Origin of the sequence: Sinorhizobium sp. 6-70 (assembly GCF_030124375.1) — a bacterium.
Lineage (GTDB): Bacteria > Pseudomonadota > Alphaproteobacteria > Rhizobiales > Rhizobiaceae > Sinorhizobium.
Genome location: NZ_JASKLS010000004.1, coordinates 53,907 through 79,539, shown reverse-complemented (window position 1 = coordinate 79,539; position 25,633 = coordinate 53,907). Strand labels below are relative to the sequence as shown.

Genomic DNA, 25,633 nt, shown 5'->3' with positions numbered 1-25,633 from the left:
CTTTTGAAGCTTCAGAGTGGATCACATGACAACCCCATCGGACCCGACCGCCGACTCCGCCATTGCAGGCCAGCACGCTGGCCGGGCGCCCTGGTTGCCATTGATCGTGATCGTCCTCGCTCAACTTCAGATGGCCATCAACATCAGCGCCCTGCCCGTTTCGCTCGGGCCGCTCTCCCAAGATCTCGGTTCGCCGGCGACCGCCGCAGCGACCGCGCTTCTCCTCTACTCGATGTTCGTTGCCGCGTTCGTCATGCTGGGCGCGAAGATCGGCAAGCTCGCGGGTGAGCGCCGCGTGCTCCAGGTCAGCGTCGTCGTGCACGGCGCGGCGATGGGGTTGATGGCGACCAGCACCGATGCAAGCACGATGAATGCCGCTCAGTCGATCGCGGGAATCGCCGCCGCGGCGGCCGTGCCGACCTTGGTGGTGTTGATCGCCGCCAATTATCACGGCCGGCAGCAGGAAACGGCGCTGGGCGTGCTGGCCGGCATCCCCGCGGTCGCCAGCGCGGTAACCTTCGTCATCGCCGGATTTCTCGCCACAGCCCTGAGCTGGCGCTACTCATATTGGCTGATCGTCTCCCTGGCGGTCGTCGTCCTGATCCTGAGTTTTCGCCTGGCGCCGATCCCGCGCCAGCCCGGCACGAGGATCGACATGTTCGGGGTCGTCCTCTCGGCGGCCGCTGTCGCGCTTATCCTGCTTGGCTTCAACAATCTTCAGGCGTGGGGACTTCTGCTCGCGGAGAGCGCGGCGCCGTTTTCGCTGCTGGGATTGTCGCCGGCGCCGATCCTCATTCTTCTGGGGGTAATGTTCGGGCAGGCGTTCTTCGCGTGGTCCAATAGGCGGGTCGCAGCCAACAGGCAGCCCTTGCTTGCGATGGAGGTATTGGACAGCAGGGAAGAAAAGAGTGCCGTCATCGCCTTTCTCGCCGCAGGCAGCCTCGGCCTCGCGGTGGGTTTTCTTGTCCCGCTCTATGTGCAGATCATCCAGGGCCGCACGCCCCTGTTCTCTGCGGTGGCCATCCTCCCTTACACGGCTGCAATCGCGGCATCCGGTGTCCTCTCGGTGCGATTATATGATCGCTTCGGGCCACGGAGTCTCGGCACCGCCTCGTTCGTCCTGATCGCGATCGGTCTGGCGGTGGTTGCCTTCACCGTCGGCAACGACTGGAGCACCGTGACGGTCATTCTGGGCCTGATCCTCGTCGGCATCGGCGAGGGTACGCTGCTGACTTTGCTTTTCAACGTGCTCGTATCCTCCTCGCCCAAGCGCCTCGCCGGCGACGTGGCCGCGTTGCGCGGCGTGGCGAACAACGTCTCGAACGCGCTGGGCGCGGCCTTCGCCAGCGTTGTGGCGGTAGGGCTGCTGGGCATGTTTCTCACCTCCGCCTTCAGCCAGTCCGAGCTGCCGCCCGAGCTCAGCAATCACGTGCTTTTCGACGATGTCGACTTCGTGACCAACGATGAACTGAGGAGCGTCTTCAGCGCGACCTCGGCGACGCCGGACCAGGTGGAGACGGCGATCGCGATCAACGAGGACGCCCGCCTCCGAGCGTTGCGGGGGGCGTTCTTGATCGTGGCGGGCATCTCATTGTTGTCGATTTTCCCAGCCGCGAGATTGCCGAAATACGTGCCGCGCGAGCTGTCGGCAAACGACATCGTGAGCGGGCAAGCCTGAAGGACCTCGACCATGAAGAAGCAAGTCCTGTTCATACAAGGCGGAGGCGCAGGGACCCATGATGAATGGGACAACAAGCTCGTCGACAGCTTGAGACGAGAACTTGGGCTTGGCTACGACGTCCGCTACCCGCGCATGCCGAATGAGGCGGATCCCAGCTATACCGTATGGAAGGCCGCGCTCGCGCAAGAGATCGGCGGCCTCGATGATGGCGCGATAGTGATTGGCCACTCCATTGGCGGAACGGTTCTGATCAACGCCCTCGCAGAGGCGCCACCGAACCGGAAGCTTGCTGGCGTATTTCTCATCGCGGCGCCCTTTGTTGGCGCTGGCGGGTGGCCGAGTGAAGACATCGAGCCAACGGCCGAACTCGGCGCGCGATTGCCGCCAAAGACGCCGGTCTATCTCTATCATGGCAGCGAGGACGACACTGCGCCGTTCGCGCATGTCGATCTCTATGAAAGAGCGATACCCGGCGCGATCGTGCATCGGCTCCAAGGCCGCGACCACCAGCTCAACGACGACTTGGCCGAGGTTGCTGCTGGAGTCCGCGCTTTGACATGAGCGCGCTGTTCACCGGTCGATCCGGCGATCACGAAACGCACCGAAAGCTCGCGCTTGAAATTACATTAGCGCTAATGTAATTTGCGGCCATGAGCGAAAAACAGATGCCGGGTCTCGGTGAATTGCTCCGCTATGTCGGAGAACTGGTCGATCAGGGTGCGGAGGAAGAGTACCGCGCCATGAGGCTTTCTTATCGCGCCAGATACACTCCGGTCATGCGCGCGCTCAGCGCCGGAGCAGAAACTGTCACTGAAATCACTTCCCTGAGCAGCCTCACCCAGGGCGCGATCAGCCAGTCGGTGAGGCTGATGGAGGCCGATGGCCTGGTGGCACGCCATCGGCTGGAGGATGGGCGCAAGAACGGTGTTCACCTGACGGCTCGCGGCCGGGAACTGCTGAAGAGGCTTGAACCCCACTGGGCGACCACCTTCGCAGCCATAGGTGCGCTGGAGAAGGAGATCGGCCATCCGCTTCTTGAGGTGCTGGCAAAGACGGCGCGCGCGCTGGAGCGCCAGGGATTTGGCGCTCGACTGAGGGTCGCCGCCGCACACCACGCAAACGAGGATCACATCGATGCCGAATGACACCACACCGCGCAAGAACTGGTTCGATGCAGGAGGCAACGCCTATGCACGGTTCAGGCCGGAGTACCCCGCCGGGCTCTCGGCGTTTCTTGCCGGAATTGCCCCCTCCCGTGAGATGGCCGTCGATGTCGGCTGCGGCAGTGGGCAGCTGACCCGGCAATTGGCGACCTATTTCGACAGCGTCATTGGGCTCGATCCCAGCGAAGACCAGATCGCCAATGCGCGGACTGAGGACAAGGTGCGATACCTCTGCGCACCGGCCGAGAAACTGCCCCTTCCGGACAACGCAGTCAGCCTCATCACTGCGGCGCAGGCCGCTCACTGGTTCGATCTGCCGGCCTTTTATGCCGAGGCTCGCCGGATCGCCGCTAAGAACGCAGTTATTGCGCTCATCAGCTACGGGGTCCTGCGGCTGGAACCGGACGATCTTCAGGAGCGGTTCATTGATTTCTACCGCAACGAGATCGGCCCCTATTGGCCGCCCGAGCGCAAGCTGGTGGACACCGGCTACGCCGATATCAGCTTCCCTTTCGGTGAGCGCACTGCGCCAGAGATGGAAATCTGCCGGGCTTGGGAACTCGGCGAATTCCTCGGCTACCTGTCAACATGGTCCGCCGTGCGCCGTGTTAACGACGCCGGTCGCGAGGACGTTCTCGCTGCCTTCGTCCGGGATATTTCCGAACTCTGGGGCGATCCGGCGAAGAAGCGGCCAGTGTCCTGGCCCGTCAACATGAGATTGGGGACGATATGAGCGACACCACGGAGCTGCCGACACTCCGGGCTGGCCTGCGGCATTGCGAACGCCTGACCGTCACACCGTTTCATACCGTGCCCGAGGTCGATGACGCTTGGCCGGGCTTCAGGGATATGCCGCCGGTGTTCGCGACGGCGATGATGATCGGCTTCATCGAGCAGACCTGCATCGAAGCGTTGCGCCCCTACCTCACGGACGAACAACATACCGTCGGCACCCATGTCGATGTCAGCCATGTCGCGCCAACCCCCGTCGGCATGTCGGTGATCGCAGACGTCGAGCTGATTGCGGTGAACGAAAGGTCGCTTCTTTTCAAAGTCTCCTGCTGCGACGAAGCTGGCCTGATCGGCGAAGGGACCCATCGCCGCGCCATCATCGATCTGAACCGCTTCACCCGGCGGCTGGCCGACAAGGCGGTCCAAGCCAGATAGTTGACATTGTCAGATACTTCATGACAAAGTCAGCGATATATCTGACAATGTCAACTAAATAGGTATGCCATGCCGCAGATCGATCGGGAAGATGTGGCCGCGGTGCGCCGCTTCAGCCGTTTCTACACACGCCGCATCGGTCTGCTGCACGAGGGCCTGCTTGGCGGCCCCCTGTCCCTCGCCGAGGGCCGCCTCGTCTACGAGCTCGCGCAGCGGAAGACATCGACAGCAAAGGAGCTTGGAGCCGAGCTCGAGCTCGATTCCGGATATCTGAGCCGCCTCTTGCGCGGCCTGGAAGAGCGCGGCCTCGTCTCGAAAAGCCCATCGCAGGAGGACGGGCGGCAGGTTCTGATCTCGCTTACCCCGGCAGGCCGCGAGAGCTTCGCGGCCATCGACGCGCGCTCGCGTGACGAGGTGAGCGCCATGCTCGATCGCCTCTCACTGCCGGAGCGGCGGAATCTCGCTGCGGCACTTGCCGAGGCCGAGCGACTGCTTGGGGGTGCCCCGGAACCTGCTCGCGTCCCCTATATCCTGCGCACGCATCAGCCGGGAGACATGGGCTGGATCGTCCATCGCCACGGCGTGCTTTATGCACAGGAATACGGATGGGATGAGACTTTTGAGGCTCTCGTCGCCCAGATCACGGCCGATTTCATTCAGAACTTCAAACCGAGCCGCGAGCGATGCTGGGTCGCGGAGCGCGAGGGCGAGATCGTCGGTTCGGTATTCCTGGTCGAAGAGTCGGCGACCGTCGGCAAGCTCCGCCTTCTCTACACCGAGCCAAGCGCACGCGGTCTCGGCATCGGCCGTCGGCTCGTCGAGGAATGCATCCGCTTTGCGCGACAGGCGGGGTATTCGAAGGTCACCCTTTGGACCAATGACATACTGACCGCCGCAAGGCACATCTACCAGACGACAGGTTTTCATCTCGTGCACGAGGAGAAGCACCATAGCTTCGGGCGCGATCTGGTCGGGCAGAATTGGGAACTGGTGCTGTGACGGCTCCATGGCGCTGCCCACAGCGCCATGTTAAGCGCACAACACGACCGCAGGCTGACGGTGGAAGCTGCTCTCCGTGTTCACCGCGTCCGGGTCACCGTTTCTGATACGAGTGAAAAATGTAGTCCTTCGCCTCTACGGCTGTATGGCACGCGTGCCCGCAATCGGAGCCTGTTCCATCGGGCGTGAACGTAACACGGCGCAGCCTCCCTACGCCATGTCATACACGCGCGGCCAAGCCTCGGTAGCGCCAGTTGGGCGCCCGGTTGCCAAGACTCGACCGGGGATCCTAACCCTTACGACGGGTGGCTGAAGCGGGCGACCTGCGCATCCTTCATCAGGCTGCGGAAGTTTGGTCCGCTGACATGCACCAGTGTTTTGTGGTCGCCGCCTTCGAAATAGACGTCACTGACGTTGCCGAGACTTTCGTCAAGGACCACCGGCACATTGTAGGCCGATCCGATGGGAGGCACCGCGCCGGTGTCGCAATCGGCGAAAAGCGTGCTGACCTCCTCCTCCGAGGCGAGACCAAGACGCCTATTCATCACGTCCTGCAATGTGGAGAGCTCGATCCGATGCGTGCTCGGAACCACGGCGAGAAAGTAGCCCATTTCGTGATGCACGACCACGGATTTGGCCAGCCTGCTGCCCGGAACATGCGCCGCCTGCGCCGACTGACTGGTGGTTGCCGTGCGGTGATGAGCGACGATGTCGTAGCTCACACCCTCGCCTTCAATATAGTCCTGAAGTTTCCTTGCGATCGTCATCGTAGGCACCCTTGATGTTACGTAGTGACGTATCAGGGGAAACATTTTCCTCTGATCACCTGCGAAGTCAACGAAGAATGGCAGTCGCAAATGCAGGCGGGAGCGGCGGGATAGGAGATTGTACCGGGCACAAGATTAGGCCGGCGGCCGCTTTACGCGGCCGCCGGTCTCCAGATCTTTGAAACTACGCAATTCGGCCGGTCGTCAGGCGGACGCACTCTCCTTCGGAAAGTCGGTCGATACGGCGAGTTCCCGCCAGGCGGCGAGTTCGTCGGCGACATGGGCATTCTTGGTCTCGATCGCGGCGACGGTGTCGCTGCCGAAGGGCATGCGCAGCGGCGGGTTGTCGGCATGGGCGAGTTGGACCATGGCCTTTGCGAACCGTGCCGGATCGCCCGGCTGGGCGTGGTTTGCGGTCTTGGCGAAATCACGCATGGCGCCGACCGTCTCGCTATAGTCCGGGATCGACAACGGGCTCACCGCCAGAGACTGGTCGTCGAGGAAGTCGGTGCGGAAGAAGCCCGGCTCGACCACCGTCGCCTTGATGCCGAGCGGCGCCAATTCCTGCGCAAGCGCCTCGGTCAACCCTTCGATCGCGAATTTGGTCGAGCCGTAGACGCCCCAGCCGGTATAGGCCACATAGCCGCCGATCGACGAGATGTTGATGATGTGGCCCGACCGCTGGCGCCGCATTTGCGGAAGCACGGCACGGGTGACGGCGAGGACGCCGAAAACGTTAGTGCGATAGATCTTTTCGATTTCTTGCGCCGTCGCTTCCTCGACGGCGCCGAGCAGGCCGTAACCGGCATTGTTGAGCAGGACGTCGATCCGGCCGAAGCGCTCCACCGCCGCCGCGGCTGCCGCCCGGGCCTGTTCCTCATTGGTGACGTCGAGGGCCAACTTCAGCAGGTTTTCGTGCTGGCCGAGGGCATCGAGGGTTTCGACGCGGCGCGCCGTGGCGACCACCGCATCTCCGGCACTGAGTGCCTCTTTCGTGATGAGCGAGCCAAAGCCGCGGGAGGCACCTGTGATGAACCAGATACGCATGAGAAAGTCCTTTCCTTGAGTCAAGGTGAGTTGGAGATGGAAGGTCTGTTCGAGTTTCGGTCAGTTCGTTTCGGTGGCGGGGAAGTCGGCCCCTTCGGTCACTTCGGCCCAGGCATCGAAAACCTTGCGCAAGGCATCGAGCTTCGCCCGAGCACCGGCGAGAGCCTCACGGCCGAGCAGCAGCCGCAGCGGCGGTTCGGCGGCATTGACAGCCATGACGATCGCGCGCGCCGCCCGTTCCGGATCGCCGGGTTGCTTGCCGCTGTACCCCCTGATCCTGCGCCAGACGGCACCTGCCGTGTCCTCGTAGTCGTTGATCGAGACGCTGGCCTCGCCGGCGGAACGTCCCGCCCAATCGGTGCGGAAAGGACCGGGCTCGACGATGAGCACCTTGATGCCGAGAGGCTCCGTCTCCTTCGACAGCCCCTCGGACAAAGCCTCGACAGCGAATTTGGAGGCGGCGTAGAAACTCAGCGACGGTACCGATCGCAGGCCGCCGACCGACGAAATATTGACGATCGTCCCCGAGCGTCGCCGGCGCATGCCGGGCAGGACCGCGCGCGTCATGTTGGCGAGGCCCCAGACATTGACCTCGAACATGGCGCGGACCGCATCCATGTTGCTCTCCTCGAAGGCGCCGAAATAACCGACACCGGCATTGTTGACGAGAACGTCGATGCGACCGAAGCGTTGCTCGGCGGCGCGTGTGGCCTCAGCAATGTCGTCCGCCTTCGTCACATCGAGCGCGAGAGCGAGCGTGCGGTCCGGTGCGATCGCCGCAAGATCGGCAACCTGCGCCGCGCCACGAGCCGTGACGACGACATTGTGGCCGAGCGCGATGACGTGCTGTGCGAGCGCGCGGCCAAAGCCGGTCGAGCAGCCTGTGATGAACCATGTCTGTGCCATTTGCGAACTCCTTCCCTGATCGGATGAGCATGAAATCCTTCGAGGCCGGGGCTGACTTGCCCGTGGCGACAAGGGGAGAATGGCGCAATTCGATTTGCATGATTAGAATGAGAATTCTCTCAACAATGCTGAGTGAGATTCATCTATGCGCGCAACCGACCTGTCAGAACTCGCGGCCTTCGACGCCGTCGCCCGGCACCGAAGCTTCCGGAAGGCCGCCGAGGAGCGTGGCGTCACCGCCTCGGCGATCAGCCATGCCGTCAGCAACCTCGAGGAACGGATCGGGCTTCGGCTGCTCAATCGTACGACCCGCAGCGTCTCGCTTACCGATGCCGGCACAATGCTTCAGGCGTATCTCACCCCGGCCTTCGGCGACATCGGATCGGCGCTCGACGCGCTCAACAGGTTTCGCGACACGCCGTTCGGCAAGGTGCGCATCAATGTCCCGAATTCGGTCGCCCCATTCATCCTGGGGCGGGTGATGGGGCCGCTCATCCGGGACAATCCCAATCTGGAGCTCGAGATCTCCGCGACCGACCGGCTGGTGGATATCGTCGAGGAAGGTTTCGACGCCGGCATCCGCCTCGGCGAGAGTCTTCGGGAAGGTATGGTGGCGGTGAAGATCAAGCCCCGGCTGCGCTTCGCGGTCGTCGGCGCACCGGATTATTTCCGGGAGCGGGACATCCCGCAGACGCCGCACGAGCTGAAGGATCATGTCTGCGTCCAAAACATGTATCCGAGCGGTGTGCGCTACCCTTGGGAATTCGAACGCGGCGGCGAGACCGTCGCCTTTCACCCGAGCGGACCGGTCGCACTCGACGACCAGGAACTCATGGTACAGTTAGCGCTCTCCGGCGTGACGCTCGCCTATGTCTGGGAAAACCGCGCGCAGCGCGAGATCATTGATGGCAGGCTGATCCGCTGCCTCGATGAATGGTGTCCGCCGGAGGACTGGTTCTACCTCTACTATCCGAGCCGCCGGAACATTTCCGCCGGGCTGCGGGCGGTGATCGAGGCGATGCGGGTGTGACAAGGTCCGGCGACCCGCATGGCCATGACGGTCGCTCGCAACCTCAGCGGCGCCTTACAGATGGCGCTCCAGCCATGCCTTCAGTGCGACGGCATTGTTCCTCTCCTCGTTGCGCGCCGCGTAAAGCAACGTCACGGGACCCTTTGCGAGATGCTTGCGGAGCTCCTGGACCGCCGCCTGGGCCGTCTCGTCCTCCAGTTCCGCCGCATAGGCCGTGCAGAACTCGTCCCATGCATCCGGCTTTCCATGGAAGCGTTTGCGCAATGCATCGCTCGGCGCGATGTCCTTCAGCCAGAGATCGACCCCGGCCTTGTCCTTGGCAATGCCGCGCGGCCAAAGCCGATCGACGAGGATGCGCGTGCCGTCGCTTGCCTCCGGCGCCTCATAGATACGCTTCAATGTCAGCGAGTTCATGAGATTTCCATCTGTCTACAGTTGCTCCATAAACGCCCGGGATCTCGCCGTTAAGCCAAGAAGGATGCGATCCTCACTCACCCCGGACCGCCCGCCAGGCAGTTATCATCGCATCTGCTGCAACATTACCGGCGAGCTCGTCGGTCAGCCATGAAATCACCGATACCCGCATGACCTTGCGGCGACGCCAGATCGCGCCGCCGCAGAAGCAAACGCCGTCGGCCTGTATCCGCTCGATCGTCCGCTGGGTGAGCCGGTCGGCCTCGTCGTCCGGGCATGTCGTGCCGAACCGCACGAGAAACTGATTGAGCACGACATCGTTCAGTACCGCGATTCCCTGTTCCGGCCTCAGCCTTTCGGCCATGGCGCGGGCAACCCGACAGTGACGCTCGACCATGGCGGCGATCCCGTCGCGCCCAAGATGCTTGATCATCGCCCAGGTGGCAAAACCGCGGGCACGACGCGACAATTCCGGGACGAAGTGGCTCGGATCGCGCTCGCCTTCGTAGCTCGACGGCAGGAAGCTTGCTGTAGTCGTCATCGAACGGCGATGCGCCTCTTCGTCGCGAACGATGGCGTAGCCGCAGTCATAGGGCGTCTGCAGCCATTTGTGACCGTCGGTCGCCCAGGAATCGGCGCTGTCGATGCCCTTGGCGAGCCCGCTCCTCTGTGGCATGCGCGCGCCCAAAGACCGAACGCGCCGTCGACGTGAACCCAGGCGCCGATGTCCCTGGCGATAGGAATGATGCGCTCGAAATCGTCGAAGGCACCGGTATTGATCTGCCCCGCCTGGAGGATGGCAATGCAGGGGCCGGACACCTTGCCAGCCGCTTCAGCGAAATCCGACACGAGAATGCGGCCGGCATCATCGGTCTTCACGCGGACGACCCGGTCGTGCCCGAGTCCCAGAAACTGCAGAGCGGAGAAAACGGTCGCGTGGGCGTCATCGCCAATCAGAACCGTGATCGGCGGTGCGCCGAACAGGCCCTGCCCCTCGACGTCCCAGCCGACCTTCCGCAAGACATCGCCGCGTGCTGCGGCGACGCAGACAAAATTGGCGACCGTCGCGCCGGTAACGAAGCCGACGGAACTCTCTTCCGGCAGATCGAGAAGATCGAGCAGCCAGCTACCCGCGACAGCCTCGGCCGCCGCTGCCGCGGGCGTTGCATGATGGTTGCCGGTGTTCTGGCCCCAGGCGCTCGTCAGCCAGTCGGCCGCGACGCCCACCAGATGCGACCCGCCAATGACCCAGCCGAAGAAGCGCGAACCCGTCATCGCGTGAAGGCCGGGCTCCGCCTTCGCCACAAGCTCCTCGATCACGCCAAGGCCAGCGCCCCCTTGCTCCGGCAGAGGTTCGCGAAATTCCTCGAGTGATGCGTGATAGGAGACTCGCGGCCTTTGCGGGCCCACGGAAATGCCGTCGCGGAAGCGCACGGCATGCTCTGCCGCGCGCTGAAACAGGTCGTCTACCGACTCCTCCCCCATCAAGCCTCTCCGGCCAACGCGCCGGCCCTCGCCAGCGACAATGACAACTCCTTACGCCTCTCTTCTGCCGTCACGGCATGCGCCCGGCCATACGCGTTACTTCGCGCATGGCCGGATCTTGGCGGTGGACGGCCGCACCTGCGGGCTCACGCCGCTCCCCGCTCCTCGATCGGCTGCACGTTCTGGTTCATGCGGAACAGGTTCTGCGGATCGTATCTTCGCTTGACCTCGACGAGCCGCCCGTAGTTGCTGCCATAGGCGGCCGCTACACGGTCGACCTCGTCGGCCGGCATGAAATTGATATATGCCGTTCCGGCTGCGTAAGGCTTGGCGGCCTCGAACAGACGACGCGCCCAGTCTATGCAGGTCTGGTCCATTGCCGGTTCGCGCCATCGAGCATGAACGTTCATGACAAAATGGGAGCTGCGCTGCGGAAAAGCCGTTTCCTCCGCCGCGATACGACCGGCTACGCCACCGACATGGCCAATGAAGATTTCGCATTCCGGTCCCGGCAGTTGGCGAATGGCGTCCAGAAGGATGCCGATCGTCGTGTCGGACAACTCCATGAAATCATGGCTCTTCCAATAGTTGCGAGCACCGGGCGTAAGCAAGGGATCAAACGCCTGCTGCCAGCCGACAAAAGGATTGGGACCGACGACATCCGCGATCGGCTTGCCGATCGAGCGCAAGGCCGCGGTTGCCTGCCCCCCGGCTGCGATATCCCCTGAGTAGCACATGGCTAGCACGAGGATTTCCTTGCCGTGCCATTCTTCCGGAAGGAACGGCAGCGGCGGCGCCTGCCGCATCACCGCCCAGCAGGTGAGTTCGTCCGGCGCTGTCTCAAGCGCCTCGCGGTATTGCTGGAGGACGGTTTGCGCATCCGCAAAAGGATGCACGACGAGACCGGCGAGAACCTGCGTGTCGAGTTCGTGAAGCTGGAATTCGAAAGCCGTAACGACACCGAAATTCCCGCCGCCGCCACGCAGCGCCCAGAAGAGGTCGCGATGCTCCGTAGGGCTGGCGCGCACCAGTTCGCCATTCGCCGTCACCACATCGACCGAAAGCAAGCAGTCCAGGGTCAATCCGAACCTGCGCGTAAGCCACCCGAAACCGCCGCCAAGCGTCAAGCCGGCAATGCCGGTGGTCGAATTGATGCCGGTCGGAAGCGCCAGCCGGAATGCCTGGGTTTCCTTGTCGACATCGGCGAGCGTCGCCCCGGGCTCGACCCATGCCCGCTTCGCCGTGGCGTCGACGCGCACGGATTTCATCGGCGACAGATCGATCATCAGGCCGCCGTCGCAGACAGCGTTGCCGGCAATGTTATGTCCACCGCCGCGCACCGCAACGAGCAGGCCGTTTTCGGACGCAAAACGGACCGCATTCATAACGTCGGCAGCCCCGACGCATTGCACGATCAATGCGGGCTTGCGGTCGATCATCGCGTTCCAGATCGTGCGCGCCTCGTCGTAGGCCGCATCTTTCTCCATGAGCACGCGGCCGCGCAATTGCCCCGCCAGCGCCTCAATGGCTTCCGCCTTAACCGTCGTCTTTCCCGCTTGCAGATTGGTGAGGCTCATGTCGTTCATGATTCGCTCCTCCCGCGGTGAACCATGCCCCAGCGCCCGGCATTCTGCGCTTTTCCCCAACCCCGCGCAAGCAGCCGGCCCGGCTGCATCGGCCAACCGCAGCACGCCCCATGGTTGTAATTTTCAGCAAAATATTCCATCGACCGCCGGCGGCGTCCCCACGCCCTCCGACGTTTGTTCCGAATCCCCCGGGAAAGCCGTCGTCAATCAAGCCCCGGGCAAGGCTGAAATACGAAAAAAGCGGAGCGCAGCCGCGCACGTTGGAGGCAGATCGGGCATGAAAGTCGTCATTCTCGCCGGTGGATACGGCACGCGTATCTCCGAGGAAAGCCACCTGCGACCCAAGCCGATGATCGAGATCGGCGGCCGGCCGATCCTCTGGCACATCATGAAGATCTATAGCCATTTCGGCTTTTCCGATTTCGTGATCTGCCTTGGCTACCGCGGCTACATGATCAAGGAGTATTTCTCCAACTACATCCTGCACTCCTCGGACGTCAGCTTCAACATGGCGACCGGAGAGACCGTTTATCACACCAGCAAGGCGGAGCCCTGGCGGGTAACCCTTGTGGAAACCGGCGCGGAATCGATGACGGGCGGGCGCTTGAAGCGCGTCGCCGATTATCTCGGCGATACCTTCTGCCTCACCTATGGCGATGGCGTCGCGGACATCGACATCCGCGCATTGACCGATTTCCATCTCCGCCACGGGCGGGATGCGACCGTGACGAGCGTCGTGCCGCCGGGCCGATACGGCGCGCTCGCGATCGACGCCGGCCAAGTCTACAGCTTTACGGAAAAGCCTGCAGGAGACAACGGCCGCATCAACGGCGGCTTCTTCGTGCTCAACCGCGCGGTGCTCGACCGCATCGAAGGCGATCACACCCCCTTTGAAGACGGGCCCCTCGACGGCCTGGCGCGGGACGGCCAATTGATGGCTTTCCCGCATGATGGCTTCTGGCGCCCGATGGACACGCTGCGCGACAAGAACCAGCTTGAAGAGCTCTGGCAGCAGAACCGCGCGCCCTGGAGGCTCTGGTCGTGACCCGCCTGCCTGATCCGGAGTTCTGGGCGGGAAAACGCGTCCTCCTCACCGGTCACACCGGCTTCAAGGGCAGTTGGGCTGCGCTGTGGCTGAGCGAGATGGGGGCACATGTCACCGGCTACGCCCTGCCGCCGGTCTCCCAGCCGTCTCTGTACGCATTGCTGCATCCGGGCGAATTGCCGGACCGGCAGTTCGGAGACATTCGGGATCGCGAAGCACTTGCCGAAACCATACGAAAGAGCGAGCCGGAAATCATCCTGCACATGGCAGCACAGCCGCTGGTGCGGGAAAGCTACGCAGCCCCCGCCGAAACCTTCGACGTGAACGTCATGGGCACGGTACGGCTCCTCGAAGCCGCCCGCGCCGCGCCTTCATTGAAGGCCATTCTCGTGGTGACGACGGACAAGGTCTACCGCAACGACGAGAACGGCCGCCACTTTCGGGAAACCGACACGCTCGGCGGCCACGATCCCTATTCGGGCTCGAAGGCCGCGTGCGAGATCGCAGTCGCGAGCTGGCGGAGTTCCTATTTCAACGAGCGCGGCATCCGCATCGCCACCGCCCGCGGCGGCAATGTCATCGGCGGCGGCGACTTTTCGAGCGACCGGCTGGTGCCCGATATCGTGCGGGCGGCGCTTTCAGGTGAAAGACTCCATATCCGCAGTCCGCTGGCGACACGGCCCTGGCAACATGTGCTTGACTGTCTCAACGGCTATTTCCTGCTCGCCGAAGCGCTCTACAAGGATGAAACCAGCGCGGACGCGCTGAACTTCGGCCCCTCACCCGCTGAGCAGCCGATTGCCGTGCGCGATGTGGCAAACGCGATCCAGGCCGCAATGGGCCTGTCCCCGCAGTGGGATGATGTTTCCTCGCTCGCGCAACCGCGCGAAATGCAGACCCTCGGTCTTGACCCGGCACGCGCGGCCAAGACCCTCGCCTGGCGCGCGCGGCTGACGCAGCGACAGGCGATCGAGTGGACCGCACACTGGTACAACGGCTGGCGCCGGGGCGAGGCCGCCCGCCAGCTCACGCTCGGCCAAATCGCCGCATTTACGAAAGGTCGCCCATGATAATGCCCCATCACTGCCGTTTCTGCTCGACCCCGCTTGCAACCCTCGTTGCCGACCTGGGTGCGACGCCCTGGTCGAACTCGTTTCTCGAGCCGACCGAAGAAGCGATCGCGCGCGAGCAGGCCTTTCCCTTGCAGGTGATGGTCTGCTCGGAGTGCCTGCTCGTCCAGACCACCGAAACGGTACCGGCCGATAAGATCTTCAACGCCGAATATCACTACCTGTCATCGTTCTCGACGAGCTGGCTGGACCATTCCCGGCGCTATGCCGAAAAGATGATCGGCCGTTTCAATCTCGACGGCACGTCACAGGTCGTGGAAGTTGCCTCCAACGACGGCTATCTGCTGCAATATTTCGCCGCGAAGAATATTCCCGTGCTTGGCGTCGAACCAGCCGCCAATGCCGCCAAGATAGCCGAGGGTCGCAACGTCCCGACCCATGTCGCCTTCTTCGGGCAGATAACCGCAAGTGAACTGGTCGCCCGCGGAATCCGCGCCGACCTGACGGCCGCAAACAATGTTCTGGCGCACGTGCCGGATATCGCCGATTTCGTCAGCGGCTTCCCGATCCTGCTGAAGCCGGACGGCGTGGCGACCTTCGAGTTCCCGCATCTGCTGCACACGATCGAAGGCATCCAGTTCGATACGATCTACCACGAGCACTATTCTTATCTCTCTCTGGTCGCCGTCGAGCGCATTTTCAAAGCCTGCGGCTTGCACGTCTTCGACGTCGAAGAACTGCCGACCCACGGCGGCTCGCTGCGCATCTATGCGCAACTGGCAGGCGGCAAGAGGCCGGAGACCGCGGGCCTCGCAAAGGTGCGCGCCGACGAAGCTGCAGCCGGTCTGATGCGCATGGAGACCTACCTGGCGTTCGGAAAGCGGATCGCGGCGGTCTGCGAGGAATTTCGGGCCTTCCTCGCGGACGCAAAGGCCGAGGGCAAAACCGTGGCGGCTTACGGCGCCGCGGCCAAGGGCAACACTTTCCTGAATGTTTGTGGCCTTACCTCCGACGACATCGCCTTCATCGTCGACCGCAATGACCTGAAACAGGGCAAGCTGTCGCCCGGCAGCCATATCCCGATCCACGCGCCGGACGAACTGGCGGCCGCCAGGCCCGACTACGTCGCGATCCTCCCCTGGAACCTGACGGAAGAGATCGTTGCCGCGAATGATCACGTCCGCTCCTGGGGCGGCCGCTTCGTGGTGGCGATTCCGGAAGTGCGCGTGATTTGAGGGCGCGACCACTGCATGTGTCCTTAAATCGTAACCGATCAAGGACGAAAACATGCAGCAATTCAAAGTGCTACAGCGTCCTTTGTGGCTCTGTAGGCGTTCCAACGGCGATCAGACGAAAGCGAGGTTACGGTCGCGCTCGGACATCTGGGTAATTTCGATCGGCCATGCGATATTCACGCGCGGATCGAGCGCATTCAGCCCACCTTCCGCCTCCGGCGTAAAAGGCTTGTCATGAAGATAGATCAGCTCGCAATTCTCGGTGAGGGTCTGGAAGCCGTGGGCAAAGCCGCCCGGGATCATCATGGACCGCGCGTTCTCCGCGCTCAAGACCTCGCCGTGCCAGCGCAAGTAGGTCGGCGAATGCGGCCGCATGTCGACAGCGACATCGAAGACCGCACCGGCCAGACACGAGACGAACTTCGCCTCCTCATAGGGGGGCCGCTGGAAATGCAGCCCGCGGACGGCGCCCTTGGTGCGCGTCATCGAGTGATTGATTTGGGCAATCGACCCGGTAGAACCAAGCTCGAAAAGCTCCTCCTGGCAAAAGAAACGCGAGAAGAAACCGCGCTCGTCACTGAATTGCTTGCGCTCGACCACCGTCAGGCCGGGAAGTTCCGTATGGATGCGCTTGAAGCGCGACATTGCTTGTCCTCTCAATTAGCCAAGCGATTGATCTGCGCGGCGAGTTTGCAGGCGCTAACATCATTCCCGCACGATCGAAAGACGTTAGAGCGATTCCGGGGAAAGTGTGTAGCCGTTTTCCGTCCGCACTTGCATCACTTCAATGGGTTGCGCCGAAACTTGGTAGCGGTCTCATGACCACTACCCCTTGCAAAAATCCTTGCCCGTGAATGGAGACCGCTTGACCAAACAAGTCCTTCTCACCGGCGCCACCGGCTTTGTCGGCCGCCACGTCCTGCGCGAATTGGCCAAGCGCGGCGTCGCCGCCTGCCCTGTCGTACGTACGGGAACCGAAAGCCACCTCGCGGACGCGGTGGCAATCGAGCGCATTCTTTCAACCGATGCGCTTTTTTCCGAGTCGGCGGAATGGTGGACGCAAGCACTCGTCGGGATCGACACGATCATCCATCTGGCGTGGTATGCCGAGCCCGGCAAATACCTCACGTCACCTCTCAATCTCGATTGTCTTGCCGGCACTTTGGCCATGGCCAAAGGCGCTGCGGCCGCCGGCGTCAGGCGCTTTGTCGGGATCGGCACCTGCTTTGAATACGAGCTTACCGGCCGGCCGCTTACTATCGATACGCCGCTCGAGCCCCTGACGCCTTATGCTGGTGCCAAGGCCGCCGCGTTCATGGCGCTTTCACAATGGCTGCCGCACAATGGTGTCGAATTTGCCTGGTGCCGGCTGTTCTATCTCTACGGCGCAGGAGAAGACGAACGGCGCCTCGTTCCCTATCTCCGAAAATGCCTTGCCGCAGGACAGAGAGCCGATTTGACCCAAGGCCATCAGGTCCGTGATTTTCTGGACGTCAGCGAAGCCGCCAGGATGATCGTGGACACTTCGGTCAGCACCGCGCAAGGAGCGGTCAATATTTGTTCGGGAGTACCGGTAACGATCCGAGAATTTGCCGAGAGAATCGCCGACGAACATGGAAGGCGGGACCTGCTCAACTTCGGGGGTCGAGCCGAAAATCTCGTCGACCCACCTTATGTCGTGGGTGTCAGGTGAACCGACAGGCTGAGGAACCACTTATGGCATCAGGAAACGCGACTCGGGTGCTTTATGAGCAGCGCGAGTTGCCCATTTTTCAGAACAAAATGTACGACAGCGCCGATCAGGCGATATCCTCGCCACGCGGGGAAATGCGCCTGGTGGAGGATCTTGGCACGGGCCTGGTGCGAAATGCCGCGTTCAGGCCGGAACTGATGGTTTACGATACGAGCTATCAGAACGAGCAGGCCGTCAGCCCGTCATTCCAGCGGCATCTCGAGGATGTCGCCAGGATCATTCTCGACACGATGGGACGCCACGACCTCGTCGAAGTCGGATGCGGCAAGGCCTTCTTCCTCGAGAAACTTCTTGGCGAAGGCGTCGACATCACCGGTTTCGATCCGGCCTATGAGGGTGACAACCCTCGCGTCCGCCGGGAATACTTCCAGCCCGGCTCCGGCATCGAGGCCAAGGGCCTCATCCTGCGCCATGTGCTCGAGCACATTCCGGACCCGGTCGCCTTCCTCGAGCAATTGAAACAGGCGAATGGCGGCCAGGGAAAGATCTATATCGAGGTCCCGTGCTTCGACTGGATCTGCGAGCGCCGCGCCTGGTTCGACATCTTCTACGAGCACGTCAATTATTTCAGGCTCTCCGACTTTCACCGGATCTTCGGCAACGTCATTTCGAGCGGCCGGGTCTTTGGCGGCCAATATTTATTCGTGGTCGCGGAACTGAATTCTTTGCGCAAACCGGTCATCGACGAGAAGGACCGGGCAGGCATTCCGCAGGACTTCACCCGCAAGCTCGACGCGCTGGATATTACCGACCGGGAACCGGCGGTGATCTGGGGCGGAGCGTCGAAGGGCGTCATCTTCTCGCTGCTCCGCACGCGCGCCGGGCTGCCGGTGAAGGCGGTCATCGACATCAACCCGGCCAAGCAAGGCAAGTACCTGCCGATTACCGGACTGCGGGTCCGCGCGCCTGAGGACGTGCTGGCAGACTTGCCCCCCGGTTCGAGCATCTACGTGATGAACCGCAATTATCTCGACGAGATCAAGCGAATGTCCAACAACGCATACACCTATATCGAGGTCGATCATGACTGATTTCCGGAAGGAGGTCGCCGCGCGCATCTCCGAAATCGAAGCGAACCGCGAGTTCCGCAAGAGTGCCGCCGATTTCCTGCGCCAGTCGATCGGTCCGAAATATTCCTACAACTACTTCTGGATGGACCGGCCGATCATCCAGTATCCGCAGGATATCGTCGCGATGCAGGAGATCATCTGGACGACGCGTCCCGATCTGATCATCGAAACCGGTATCGCTCACGGCGGTTCGCTCATCATGAGCGCATCAATGCTGGCGCTCCTCGACATGAGCGACGCAATCGAGGCTGGCACGTCACTCGACCCGCGCGACCCGCGCAGGAAGGTGCTGGGCGTCGACATCGATATCCGCGCCCACAACCGGGAGGCCATCAAGGCTCACCCGATGTCGTCCCGGATCCACATGATCCAGGGGTCGAGCATCGAGCGCAGCGTGGTCGAACGGGTCTATGACTTTGCAAAACCCTTCGAGCGCGTCCTCGTCTGTCTCGACAGCAACCACACCCATGATCACGTGTTGGCGGAACTGGAGGCCTACGCGCCGCTGACGACCAAGGACAGCTATTGCGTCGTGTTCGACACTGTCATCGAAGACCTGCCGGAAGAGGCCTATCCCGATCGCCCGTGGGGCAAGGGAAACAATCCCAAGACGGCAGTGTGGAAATATCTGGAATCACACCCCGAGTTCGAGATCGACCGCTCGATTGACCAGAAACTGATGATTACGGTCGCCCCTGACGGCTTCCTGCGGCGCAAGTGATCAGGCGAAGACGTATTATTGCAAACGCCCCGAAGCTGTTGCTGCGGGGCGTTTTTTGTTCCGAAAACAATCCTGAGCTGGGGCTTCAGAGAGGGCTCGGGAGCTTCACCCCCGCCGGAATCCCTTGCTCGCCACCATCAGGTTGCGGGTGTAGTCCTCGCCGATGCGTCCGGCGACGAGATCGGCCGACGACAACCGTTCGACGACGCGCCCGCCGCGCATGACAGCCAGCCGGTCGCACATATGGGTGACGACCCCGAGATCGTGGCTGACCATGATGAAGGTCAGCTTGCGGTCGCGACGCACCTGTTCGAGGAGGTTGAGCACTTCCGCCTGGACGGACGCATCGAGCGCCGATGTCGGCTCGTCGAGCAGCAGGATCGAGGGTTCGAGAATGAGCGCCCGCGCGATGGCGATGCGTTGACGTTGCCCGCCGGACAACTGGTGCGGGTAGCGGAAGCGGAAGCCGGAACCGAGCCCGACTTCATCCAGCGCCTTCAGGATGCGGCGTTCGCCATCGCCGACGCCGTGGATCGCCAACGGCTCCAACAATTGCCGATCGACCGTCTGGCGCGGATGCAGCGAGCCATAGGGATCCTGGAACACCATCTGCACCGAGCGGTAAAAAGCCTTGTCGCGGCGCGCGCCTTGAAGCTGCCGGTTCTCGACGCGGATCGTGCCCCCGGTTACCGGGGCGAGCCCGGCAACCGCCCTGAGCAGGGTGGATTTTCCCGAGCCGGACTCGCCAACGAGGCCGAAGGACTCGCCGGCAGCGACGTCGACGCCGACAGCATCCAGCGCCTTGAAGTCTTCATAGGCGACCGTGAGGTTTTGGACGGAAACGGCAGTCGTCATAGCGCCCACTCCGGCTTGCGGTCGAGGACAGGCAAGGGATGGCGATCCGCCCCGATGACGGGCATGCAGTTCAGGAGGCCTTGCGTATAGGGATGCTTGGCGCTGGCGAGATCCGATGCGGCGATCTCCTCGACGATCTTCCCGGCATACATGACCAGCACCCGGTCGCAGAAGGACGAGACGAGCCTGAGATCGTGCGAGACAAAGATCAGTCCCATGCCGCGATCCGCGACCAGCTTGTCGAGGATCGACAACACTTCGAGCTGCACCGTCACATCGAGAGCAGACGTCGGCTCGTCGGCGATCAGAAGCTCCGGGCCTGCGACCAGCATCATGGCGATCATCGCTCGCTGGCCCATGCCGCCGGAGACCTCGTGCGGGTAAAGGTCGAAGACGCGGGCTGGGTCGCGAATCTGCACCGCCGCAAGCATATCCAACGCCCGCTCCCGCGCTTCAGAACGGCTGACGTTCTCGTGCCGGCGAAGCGTCTCGACGATCTGCCGGCCGATGCTCATCACCGGATTCAGCGAATATTTCGGATCCTGCAGGATCATCGCGATGCGCTTGCCGCGAAGATCCCGGCGGACTTTTGGCGGAGCGGAAATGAGATCGACACCGCCGAACGAAAGCGTCTTTGCCGTAACCTCGGCATGCGACGGCGTGAGCCCCATGATCGCCCTGCCCGTCTGCGATTTTCCGGAACCGCTCTCGCCCACGATGCCGAGACGTTCGCGCCCGAGGGTGAAGGAGACGCCGCGCACAGCCTCGACGACGCCGGTTCGCGTCGGAAACCGGACTCTCAGGTCGTTGACCGTCAGAAGCGCGCTCATTGGCCGCTCTCCCGCGGATCGAGTGCGTCGCGCAGGCCGTCGCCAAGGAGGTTGAAGCCGAGGCTGACGATCAGGATGGCGACACCGGGCATGGTGGCGACCCACCATTGATCGAGAATGAAGCGGCGGCCGGAGGCGATCATCGCACCCCATTCAGGCAGCGGCGGCTGGGCGCCAAGGCCAAGGAACCCGAGGCCCGCAGCCGTCAGGATGATGCCGGCCATGTCGAGGGTTACGCGCACGATCAGCGACGACAGGCACATCGGCATGACATGGCGGAAGATGATACGCGCCGGCGACGCCCCCATCAGTTGAACGGCGGCGATATAGTCGGAATTGCGCACCGTCAGCGTCTCGGCGCGGGCGATCCGCGCATAGGGCGGCCAGGAGGTGATCGCAATCGCGATGACGGCATTTTCGATTCCGGGTCCAAGCGCCGCGACGAAGGCGAGCGCCAGGACGAGCTTTGGAAAGGCGAGAAAGATATCGGTGATGCGCATCAGCACGGCATCGATCCAGCCGCCGGAGTATCCGGCGACAGCGCCGACGATAAGGCCGACCGGTGCGGCGATAATCGCGACGAGAAGGACGACCGCAAGCGTCAGCCGCGACCCGTGAATCAGTCGCGAGAGGATATCGCGGCCCTGGTCGTCCGTGCCGAGCAGATACCCCTCGCTTCCGGGCGGCAGCAGCCGCGCGCCGGCGAGGTTGCCGACCACTGGCGAATGGGGCGCAAGAACACCTGCAAAGGCCGCCACGAACACCAGCCCGAGCAGGATGATGAGGCCGAGAACCGCGAGGCGGTTGGCCGAAAAGCGCCGCCAGGTCATATAGGCGCGGCCGAGACGCGCCTGCGTGCGCGATTGCGGCCGGTCGGACAGCAACCATTCACGGCGTGTCATCGGTCGTGTTTCGGTGGCAAGGCTCATCGTGCGCGCGTCCTTGGATCGAGCGTCCGGTAGAGGAGATCGGACAGGAGATTGATGCCGATGAAGACCGATCCGATGATGATCGTTCCGCCGAGCACGGCGTTCATATCGGCATTCTGCAGCGAATTGGTGATGTAGAGGCCGAGTCCCGGCCAGGCGAAGACGGTTTCGGTGAGTACCGACCCTTCAAGCAGGCCCGCATAGGAAAGCGCGATCACTGTCACGAGCGGCACGGCCGCGTTGCGCAACGCGTGGCCCCAGATGATCCGCGCTTCCGAAAGACCCTTGGCGCGCGCGGCGACGATATATTCCTGCTGCAGCTCGTTCAGCATGAAGCTGCGGGTCATGCGGCTAATATAGGCGAGCGAGAAATAGCCGAGCAGCGATGCCGGTAGGATGATGTGGCGAAAGACGTCGCGGAAGACATCCCACTGCCCCTGCCAGAGCGCGTCGACGAGATAAAATCCGGTGATCGGCGAAAACGTGTATTCGTAGACGATATCGATGCGGCCGGGATAGGCGACCCATTGCAGCCGGGCGTAGAAGACGAGCAGCGCCAGCAGCGCCAGCCAGAAGATCGGAACCGAGTAGCCGACGAGGCCGATGACGCGGACGATCTGGTCCGCAATGCTGCCGCGCTTGACCGCTGCGAGCACGCCGAGCGGCACGCCGATGAAGGCGCCAATCAGCGTTCCAAGCGTCGCTAGCTCGATCGTCGCCGGGAAAACGCGGCGGATATCCGTCATGACCGGATTGGTCGTCAGCACCGAAATGCCGAAATCGCCGGAAAGCGCCTGCCGGACATAGATGAAGAATTGGTGGTAGAGAGGCTGGTTGAGCCCCATCGCCTCACGCGTTCTCTCGACGACATGCGAAGGCGCCCGGTCGCCGAGAACGGCGAGGACCGGATCGATCGGGATGACGCGGCCGATGAAGAAGGTGACGGCGAGAAGGCCGAGATAGGTGGTCGCCACGACGACAAGGAATTGCAATGCCGAGGCCACAGCCTTTCGGGAACGGGCGCGCCTGCGCCCATTCAATCGTTCTGTTCCGCTCATGCTCAAGGGAACGGTCCTTTCGGGTTATTCCTTGGAGACGTTCCAGACGTAGTTGGTGTCGAAGCTCGGACCGAGCTTGAGGCCTTTCAGGTTGCCGCGAAGGCCGGCAACTTCCGTCTGCTGGAAGATGACGACGAACGGGCTCTCCGCGAGAACCGTCTTCTGGAGTTCCTTGTAGGTCTCCGCGCGCTTGGCGCCATCGCGCTCAAGCAGCGCTTCCTTGGTCTTCTTCGTCAGCTCCGGAACGTCCCAGGCGTTGCGCCAGGCAAGTGTCTTGTTCTTGCCTTCGTCGGAATTGTCCGGGTTGCTGGTGAAGGTTTCGGCATTCGAGTTCGGGTCGAAATAGTCCATGCCCCACACGCCGATATACATGTCGTGGTTGCGGGCGCGGTACTTCGTCAAGGTCTGCTTGCCGTCACCGGGGATGATCTCGAGCTTCACGCCCGCCTGTCCGAGCGTCTGCTGGAAGGATTCGGCAACGCCCGTGACCGGCTGGGTATTGCGCACGTCCATGGTGACGGAGAAGCCGTCCGGATAGCCGGCCTTTGCCAACAGTTCCTTGGCCTTCGCCACGTCGAACTTGTAGGGGTTCTCGTCAAGCGCGCCCAGAACCCCCTTCGGCAGGAAGCTCTGGTGGATTTCGCCGATGCCCTTGATCAGGGTCGAGCCGATTGCATCGTAGTCGACGAGGTACTTGAACGCTTCGCGCACTTCCGGCTTCGCCAGCGCCTCGTTCTTCTGGTTGAGGCTGATGTAGTAGATCGAGCCCTTCGCTGCGCTGGTCGTTGCCAGATCGCCGTTCTTCGCCACGGCTTCGTAGTCGCCCGGCTCCAGGTTGCGCGCGACGTCGACGTCGCCGGCTTCGAGCGCCAGGCGCTGGCCGGAGCTTTCCTTCATGTGCCGGTAGATGACGCGGGCGAGCTTCGCCGGGTCACCGTAATAGTTGTCGTTGCGTTCCAGCACGACGACTTCGTTCGCCCGCCATTCGCGCAGCTTGAACGCGCCGGAACCGGCGTAACCCGTCTTCAGCCATTCGTTGCCGAAGTCGTTGTCATACTTGTAGTCCGCAGTCGGGGTCACGGCCTTGACGTGCTCAAGCACGAGTTTCTTGTCGACAACCGAAGCGACCGTCGCGGTCAGGCAGTTAAGGACGAAGCTCGGTGCGTAGGCCTGGTCGACGGTGAAGACAAAGGTCGTTTCGTCGGCGGCCTTCGCCTTTTCGGTGACGTTGTCGCCGTTAAGGCCGAACTGGGTAAGGATGAAGGCCGGGCTCTTGTCGAGCTTCACGGCACGCTCGAACGAATAGGCTACGTCCTCTGCCGTGATCGGATTGCCGGAGGCGAATTTCAGGCCGGGTTTCAGCTTGAACGTATAGGTCAGGCCGTCATCGGAAACCGTCCAGCTGTCAGCGAGATCGCCCACGACCTTTGTCGTATCGTTAAGATCGAGGCGGACGAGCAGGCTGTAGGTGTTGCTCGTCATCTCCGCGGTCGAAAGCTCGAAAGCCTCGCCCGGATCCATGGTGATGATGTCGTCGATCGCGAAGGCTTCGACCAGCGTGTCCTTCGGCGTCTCTGCGAAGGCAGGCTGGGAAGCGCCCATAACCATGGCAAGTGCTGCCGAAGCGGCAAGCAGTCGAAAACGTCCATTAAGCTTGTGCATCATTTTTTGCAGTTCCCTCGTTTTATGCCCTTTCCGGGCCTTTCTTCACAGGATCAGGCGGCCTCGTGCCATGCCTGTCCCAGAACTCTCAGCCAGTTCTCCCGGCATATCTTTGCCAGTTCGGCCTCACCATATCCAGCGCCTGCCAGTGCGGCAACGAGCTTGTGGTTACCCGCCGCGTCGGCTATGTCCTCCGGTATGGTGGCGCCGTCGAAATCCGATCCCAGTGCGACGCAATCGATTCCCATGCGCTCGATCATGTAATCGACATGGCGAACCATGTCGGACAGAGGCGTTGCCGCGTTCTCCTGCCCGTCCGGGCGAAGCATCGTCGTCGCGTAGTTAAGACCGACGAGCCCATGGCTCTCGCGCACGGCGTCGAGCTGCCGGTCCGTGAGATTGCGTGCGACCGGTGTCAACGCATGGGCATTGGAATGGCTGGCGATAAGCGGCTGGTCGGTGGTCTTCGCCACATCCCAGAAACCCTGTTCGGTGCTGTGCGCCAGATCGATGAGGATGCCGAGCCGGTTGCAGGCGCGCACCAGCTCGAAGCCCGCCTCGGTCAGGCCTGGGCCTGTATCCGGCGACATGGGATAGGCGAACGGCACGCCATGGCCGAAAACATTGTGACGGCTCCAGACAGGACCCAGCGAGCGAAGCCCGGCCGCATAAAAGGTTTCGAGCGACGAAAGGTCGGGCCCGATCGCCTCGCAGCCCTCCATATGCAGGACCGAGGCGAAGATACCGTCCGCGATCGCCGACCGGATTTCCGCGGTCGAGCGGCAAAGCCTCCAGGCGCCGGCACGATCGAGCCTGATGGCGATATCGGCAAGCTCCATCGCCGTAGCAAGCGACGGCAGACGGTCAAGCGGCGCGGACAGAGGGGTGGCGTAGTGGCCGTTCTCGTCCGGCGTCTTCAGCACCAGATCGCCCGATGGAATGTAAATCGCCGAAAGACCGCCGGCGAGGCCACCCCGCTTGGCGCGCGGCGCATCGATGTGGCCCTTGTCGGTTCCCTCGACGAATTCGGTTACCGGATTGCCTCCGCTGCGCCCGTGCTGCCAAAGGCGCAGAAGCACGTCGTTATGGCCGTCGAAAACCGCCTGCATTCCCAGAATTCCTTCGCATTATCAGGGAGATCGGATGGAATTCTTCCATGC

General features: G+C 62.5%; 25 protein-coding genes and 1 pseudogene. 13 read left to right on the top strand and 13 right to left on the bottom strand.

Annotation, left to right across the window (positions count from 1 at the left end; all coding sequences use genetic code 11):
• The first annotated feature begins 106 nt into the window (after window positions 1-106).
• From QN222_RS10155 to QN222_RS10130, 6 genes are all read left to right on the top strand, one after another.
• Window positions 107-1,678 (top strand): MFS transporter, encoded by a 1,572-nt coding sequence (locus QN222_RS10155; RefSeq protein ID WP_284005440.1) that lies wholly within the window; start codon window positions 107-109, stop codon window positions 1,676-1,678.
• Window positions 1,679-1,690: 12 nt separating this feature from the next.
• Entirely contained in the window at window positions 1,691-2,242 is a 552-nt protein-coding gene (locus tag QN222_RS10150) for an alpha/beta fold hydrolase (protein WP_283962239.1), read from the top strand.
• Window positions 2,243-2,331: 89 nt separating this feature from the next.
• Window positions 2,332-2,826, top strand: a complete 495-nt coding sequence (locus tag QN222_RS10145; RefSeq protein WP_283962238.1) for a MarR family transcriptional regulator — start codon at window positions 2,332-2,334, stop codon at window positions 2,824-2,826.
• On the top strand, window positions 2,816-3,577 hold the full coding sequence (locus QN222_RS10140; RefSeq protein ID WP_283962237.1) for a class I SAM-dependent methyltransferase: 762 nt from the start codon (window positions 2,816-2,818) through the stop codon (window positions 3,575-3,577). The genes QN222_RS10145 and QN222_RS10140 overlap by 11 nt, the downstream gene beginning before the upstream one ends.
• Window positions 3,574-4,011 carry a thioesterase family protein gene (locus QN222_RS10135; RefSeq protein ID WP_283962236.1) on the top strand — a complete coding sequence of 146 codons (438 nt, stop codon included), beginning with the start codon at window positions 3,574-3,576 and terminating at the stop codon, window positions 4,009-4,011. The genes QN222_RS10140 and QN222_RS10135 overlap by 4 nt, the downstream gene beginning before the upstream one ends.
• Before the next feature lie 69 nt (window positions 4,012-4,080).
• Window positions 4,081-5,010: a bifunctional helix-turn-helix transcriptional regulator/GNAT family N-acetyltransferase gene (locus tag QN222_RS10130; RefSeq protein ID WP_283962235.1), complete on the top strand. Its 930-nt coding sequence runs from the start codon at window positions 4,081-4,083 to the stop codon at window positions 5,008-5,010.
• A gap of 296 nt (window positions 5,011-5,306) precedes the next feature.
• Here QN222_RS10130 and QN222_RS10125 read toward each other — a convergent pair whose 3' ends face one another.
• From QN222_RS10125 to QN222_RS10115, 3 genes are all read right to left on the bottom strand, one after another.
• Complete coding sequence (locus tag QN222_RS10125; RefSeq protein ID WP_283962234.1) at window positions 5,307-5,777, bottom strand: aminoacyl-tRNA deacylase; 471 nt, start codon at window positions 5,775-5,777, stop codon at window positions 5,307-5,309.
• A 204-nt stretch (window positions 5,778-5,981) separates the two neighbouring features.
• Window positions 5,982-6,824, bottom strand: a complete 843-nt coding sequence (locus QN222_RS10120) for an oxidoreductase (RefSeq protein ID WP_283962233.1) — start codon at window positions 6,822-6,824, stop codon at window positions 5,982-5,984.
• A 60-nt stretch (window positions 6,825-6,884) separates the two neighbouring features.
• Window positions 6,885-7,730 carry an oxidoreductase gene (locus tag QN222_RS10115; protein ID WP_283962232.1) on the bottom strand — a complete coding sequence of 282 codons (846 nt, stop codon included), beginning with the start codon at window positions 7,728-7,730 and terminating at the stop codon, window positions 6,885-6,887.
• A 145-nt stretch (window positions 7,731-7,875) separates the two neighbouring features.
• Here QN222_RS10115 and QN222_RS10110 point away from each other — a divergent pair, with 145 nt between their 5' ends.
• Window positions 7,876-8,760 (top strand): LysR family transcriptional regulator, encoded by an 885-nt coding sequence (locus QN222_RS10110; RefSeq protein ID WP_283962231.1) that lies wholly within the window; start codon window positions 7,876-7,878, stop codon window positions 8,758-8,760.
• A 54-nt stretch (window positions 8,761-8,814) separates the two neighbouring features.
• Here the strand turns inward: QN222_RS10110 and QN222_RS10105 are convergent, their stop codons facing one another.
• From QN222_RS10105 to QN222_RS10095, 3 genes and pseudogenes are all read right to left on the bottom strand, one after another.
• Entirely contained in the window at window positions 8,815-9,174 is a 360-nt protein-coding gene (locus tag QN222_RS10105; protein ID WP_283962230.1) for a DUF488 domain-containing protein, read from the bottom strand.
• Between the two features lie 73 nt (window positions 9,175-9,247).
• Window positions 9,248-10,659: pseudogene (locus QN222_RS10100) on the bottom strand (aspartate aminotransferase family protein).
• 146 nt (window positions 10,660-10,805) lie between these two features.
• Window positions 10,806-12,245 carry an FAD-binding oxidoreductase gene (locus tag QN222_RS10095; RefSeq protein WP_283962229.1) on the bottom strand — a complete coding sequence of 480 codons (1,440 nt, stop codon included), beginning with the start codon at window positions 12,243-12,245 and terminating at the stop codon, window positions 10,806-10,808.
• Between the two features lie 277 nt (window positions 12,246-12,522).
• On the opposite strand from QN222_RS10095, the gene rfbF reads away from it, so the two are divergent.
• From rfbF to QN222_RS10080, 3 genes are read left to right on the top strand one after another with little or no spacing between them, the layout of a single operon-like run.
• On the top strand, window positions 12,523-13,290 hold the full coding sequence (gene rfbF, locus QN222_RS10090; protein WP_283962228.1) for a glucose-1-phosphate cytidylyltransferase: 768 nt from the start codon (window positions 12,523-12,525) through the stop codon (window positions 13,288-13,290).
• Window positions 13,287-14,360, top strand: coding sequence for a CDP-glucose 4,6-dehydratase (rfbG, locus tag QN222_RS10085; protein WP_283962227.1), 1,074 nt, complete (start codon window positions 13,287-13,289; stop codon window positions 14,358-14,360). The genes rfbF and rfbG overlap by 4 nt, the downstream gene beginning before the upstream one ends.
• Before the next feature lie 2 nt (window positions 14,361-14,362).
• Entirely contained in the window at window positions 14,363-15,595 is a 1,233-nt protein-coding gene (locus QN222_RS10080; RefSeq protein WP_283962270.1) for a class I SAM-dependent methyltransferase, read from the top strand.
• A gap of 111 nt (window positions 15,596-15,706) precedes the next feature.
• Here QN222_RS10080 and rfbC read toward each other — a convergent pair whose 3' ends face one another.
• Window positions 15,707-16,240 carry a dTDP-4-dehydrorhamnose 3,5-epimerase gene (gene rfbC / locus QN222_RS10075; RefSeq protein ID WP_283962226.1) on the bottom strand — a complete coding sequence of 178 codons (534 nt, stop codon included), beginning with the start codon at window positions 16,238-16,240 and terminating at the stop codon, window positions 15,707-15,709.
• 220 nt (window positions 16,241-16,460) lie between these two features.
• On the opposite strand from rfbC, the gene QN222_RS10070 reads away from it, so the two are divergent.
• Genes QN222_RS10070 through QN222_RS10060 form a run of 3 tightly spaced genes read left to right on the top strand, consistent with a single transcriptional unit; the run spans window position 16,461 to window position 19,139 of the window.
• Window positions 16,461-17,288, top strand: coding sequence for an NAD(P)-dependent oxidoreductase (locus tag QN222_RS10070; protein WP_283962225.1), 828 nt, complete (start codon window positions 16,461-16,463; stop codon window positions 17,286-17,288).
• Between the two features lie 23 nt (window positions 17,289-17,311).
• Window positions 17,312-18,379 (top strand): class I SAM-dependent methyltransferase, encoded by a 1,068-nt coding sequence (locus QN222_RS10065; RefSeq protein ID WP_283962224.1) that lies wholly within the window; start codon window positions 17,312-17,314, stop codon window positions 18,377-18,379.
• Entirely contained in the window at window positions 18,372-19,139 is a 768-nt protein-coding gene (locus tag QN222_RS10060) for a cephalosporin hydroxylase family protein (RefSeq protein ID WP_283962223.1), read from the top strand. Before QN222_RS10065 ends, QN222_RS10060 begins: the two co-directional genes overlap by 8 nt.
• A 105-nt stretch (window positions 19,140-19,244) precedes the next feature.
• On the opposite strand, the gene QN222_RS10055 is transcribed toward QN222_RS10060, so the two are convergent.
• The 6 genes from QN222_RS10055 to QN222_RS10030 are packed head-to-tail and all read right to left on the bottom strand — an operon-like array spanning window position 19,245 to window position 25,582.
• Window positions 19,245-19,994 carry an ABC transporter ATP-binding protein gene (locus QN222_RS10055; protein WP_283962222.1) on the bottom strand — a complete coding sequence of 250 codons (750 nt, stop codon included), beginning with the start codon at window positions 19,992-19,994 and terminating at the stop codon, window positions 19,245-19,247.
• The gene (locus QN222_RS10050; RefSeq protein ID WP_283962221.1) at window positions 19,991-20,824 is read right to left on the bottom strand and encodes an ABC transporter ATP-binding protein; all 834 of its coding nucleotides are present in this window, start codon (window positions 20,822-20,824) and stop codon (window positions 19,991-19,993) included. The genes QN222_RS10055 and QN222_RS10050 overlap by 4 nt, the downstream gene beginning before the upstream one ends.
• On the bottom strand, window positions 20,821-21,753 hold the full coding sequence (nikC, locus tag QN222_RS10045) for a nickel transporter permease (RefSeq protein WP_283962220.1): 933 nt from the start codon (window positions 21,751-21,753) through the stop codon (window positions 20,821-20,823). The genes QN222_RS10050 and nikC overlap by 4 nt, the downstream gene beginning before the upstream one ends.
• Complete coding sequence (locus QN222_RS10040; RefSeq protein WP_283962269.1) at window positions 21,750-22,793, bottom strand: ABC transporter permease; 1,044 nt, start codon at window positions 22,791-22,793, stop codon at window positions 21,750-21,752. Before QN222_RS10040 ends, nikC begins: the two co-directional genes overlap by 4 nt.
• Window positions 22,794-22,835: 42 nt before the next feature.
• Complete coding sequence (locus QN222_RS10035) at window positions 22,836-24,476, bottom strand: ABC transporter substrate-binding protein (RefSeq protein ID WP_283962219.1); 1,641 nt, start codon at window positions 24,474-24,476, stop codon at window positions 22,836-22,838.
• Between the two features lie 50 nt (window positions 24,477-24,526).
• Window positions 24,527-25,582, bottom strand: coding sequence for a dipeptidase (locus QN222_RS10030; protein WP_283962218.1), 1,056 nt, complete (start codon window positions 25,580-25,582; stop codon window positions 24,527-24,529).
• Window positions 25,583-25,633: the final 51 nt, after the last annotated feature.

Coding starts and splice junctions, on each gene's coding strand:
- QN222_RS10125 (WP_283962234.1), bottom strand. CDS start 5,777: ATGACGATCGCAAGGAAACTTCAGGACTATATTGAAGGCGAGGGTGTG.
- nikC (WP_283962220.1), bottom strand. CDS start 21,753: ATGAGCCTTGCCACCGAAACACGACCGATGACACGCCGTGAATGGTTG.
- QN222_RS10105 (WP_283962230.1), bottom strand. CDS start 9,174: ATGAACTCGCTGACATTGAAGCGTATCTATGAGGCGCCGGAGGCAAGC.
- QN222_RS10035 (WP_283962219.1), bottom strand. CDS start 24,476: ATGATGCACAAGCTTAATGGACGTTTTCGACTGCTTGCCGCTTCGGCA.
- QN222_RS10065 (WP_283962224.1), top strand. CDS start 17,312: ATGGCATCAGGAAACGCGACTCGGGTGCTTTATGAGCAGCGCGAGTTG.
- QN222_RS10060 (WP_283962223.1), top strand. CDS start 18,372: ATGACTGATTTCCGGAAGGAGGTCGCCGCGCGCATCTCCGAAATCGAA.
- rfbC (WP_283962226.1), bottom strand. CDS start 16,240: ATGTCGCGCTTCAAGCGCATCCATACGGAACTTCCCGGCCTGACGGTG.
- QN222_RS10030 (WP_283962218.1), bottom strand. CDS start 25,582: ATGCAGGCGGTTTTCGACGGCCATAACGACGTGCTTCTGCGCCTTTGG.
- QN222_RS10135 (WP_283962236.1), top strand. CDS start 3,574: ATGAGCGACACCACGGAGCTGCCGACACTCCGGGCTGGCCTGCGGCAT.
- QN222_RS10130 (WP_283962235.1), top strand. CDS start 4,081: ATGCCGCAGATCGATCGGGAAGATGTGGCCGCGGTGCGCCGCTTCAGC.
- QN222_RS10120 (WP_283962233.1), bottom strand. CDS start 6,824: ATGCGTATCTGGTTCATCACAGGTGCCTCCCGCGGCTTTGGCTCGCTC.
- QN222_RS10080 (WP_283962270.1), top strand. CDS start 14,363: ATGCCCCATCACTGCCGTTTCTGCTCGACCCCGCTTGCAACCCTCGTT.
- QN222_RS10110 (WP_283962231.1), top strand. CDS start 7,876: ATGCGCGCAACCGACCTGTCAGAACTCGCGGCCTTCGACGCCGTCGCC.
- rfbF (WP_283962228.1), top strand. CDS start 12,523: ATGAAAGTCGTCATTCTCGCCGGTGGATACGGCACGCGTATCTCCGAG.
- QN222_RS10150 (WP_283962239.1), top strand. CDS start 1,691: ATGAAGAAGCAAGTCCTGTTCATACAAGGCGGAGGCGCAGGGACCCAT.
- QN222_RS10055 (WP_283962222.1), bottom strand. CDS start 19,994: ATGACGACTGCCGTTTCCGTCCAAAACCTCACGGTCGCCTATGAAGAC.
- QN222_RS10140 (WP_283962237.1), top strand. CDS start 2,816: ATGCCGAATGACACCACACCGCGCAAGAACTGGTTCGATGCAGGAGGC.
- QN222_RS10145 (WP_283962238.1), top strand. CDS start 2,332: ATGAGCGAAAAACAGATGCCGGGTCTCGGTGAATTGCTCCGCTATGTC.
- QN222_RS10095 (WP_283962229.1), bottom strand. CDS start 12,245: ATGAACGACATGAGCCTCACCAATCTGCAAGCGGGAAAGACGACGGTT.
- QN222_RS10115 (WP_283962232.1), bottom strand. CDS start 7,730: ATGGCACAGACATGGTTCATCACAGGCTGCTCGACCGGCTTTGGCCGC.
- QN222_RS10050 (WP_283962221.1), bottom strand. CDS start 20,824: ATGAGCGCGCTTCTGACGGTCAACGACCTGAGAGTCCGGTTTCCGACG.